The organism is Streptomyces sp. PA03-1a (genome assembly GCF_033792805.1).
Classification (GTDB): Bacteria; Actinomycetota; Actinomycetes; order Streptomycetales; family Streptomycetaceae; genus Actinacidiphila.
Genome location: NZ_JARAVO010000489.1, coordinates 1 through 992 on the forward strand (window position 1 = coordinate 1; position 992 = coordinate 992).

Genomic DNA, 992 nt, shown 5'->3' on the forward strand with positions numbered 1-992 from the left:
CAGCCGTTCCCACTCTGCGTCTGTCAGATCACCCCGCCCCATGTCCACATCAACGACCTGGACGGCGAGTAGTCACATGATCGGGCGGACAAGTCCTAGTCGTCGAGGCGGAGTCCGGCGACCGCGTTGTCGAAGACGGCCCGGTAGGAGCCCCACCGGTCCGACGGAGCGGAGAGGTAGACGGTGAACTCCTTTTCCCCGGGCTGCCCGAAGCCGAGGTCGACGGCCCGGAAGTCCCGGGCCGTCCCCTTGAAGGTGAACTCCCATACGGCGGCGGGCCTCCCGCGCCACCGGGTGCTCTGCATCCGCAGCCGCTCGTAGCCCTCCAGGTTGGGGACCATCTGCTCCTCGACGTCCTCGAAGTGCTGCAGCGGGCTGGGGCCCGCGAAGTCGAGCGCGGCGACCCGCAGGCCCACCAGCCCCGTCGGGTCGACGTAGACGAACTGCCGCCCGCCGTCGCTCACCTGGCGCTTCCAGCCGTCCGGCACGGGGACGGAGAAGCCGCGGTCCCGCTCCTCGACAAGGTGGTAGCCGTCCGGGACGGGGGGCGGTGCGTACGAGGGTGCCGCCGACGGGGAAGGGCCGGCCGCGGCGGAGGCGGAGGGCGTGCCCGGCGTGGTCACCGCGGGCGGGGACGAGGGCGAGGTCGCCGTGCCGTGGTGCCGGTCGCCGAAGTGCGGCACGCCGTACACGACCCCGCCTGCGAGGACGGGCACCAGGGCGGCGGCGGTCCACAACGGGGCGCCGCGGCGCCGGGGGCGCGGCAAGCGGACGGGCGCGGTCGTGGTGCCGCTGCTCCGGGGGCGCACGGCAGGGGCCGGCCCGACCGGGGATGCGAGGCCCTCCCGCGACACGTTCTCGGTCTCGGTCTCGGCGGCGCTCGCCCGCAGCACCCGCTCGGCCTCCGCCGCCGACAGACGCCGCTCCGGCTCCCGCACCAGCAACCCCGCGATGACCGGCGCCAACGGCCCCGCCCGGCCCGCCACCGGCAC

The 992-nt window shown here is 75.1% G+C and carries 1 protein-coding gene; it reads right to left on the reverse strand.

All coding sequences use genetic code 11. From position 1 onward, the window contains the following. Positions 1-95: 95 nt before the first annotated feature. The coding region (locus PV341_RS45085; RefSeq protein WP_500361048.1) for a serine/threonine kinase C-terminal domain-containing protein at positions 96-992 on the reverse strand (897 nt) is incomplete at its 5' end.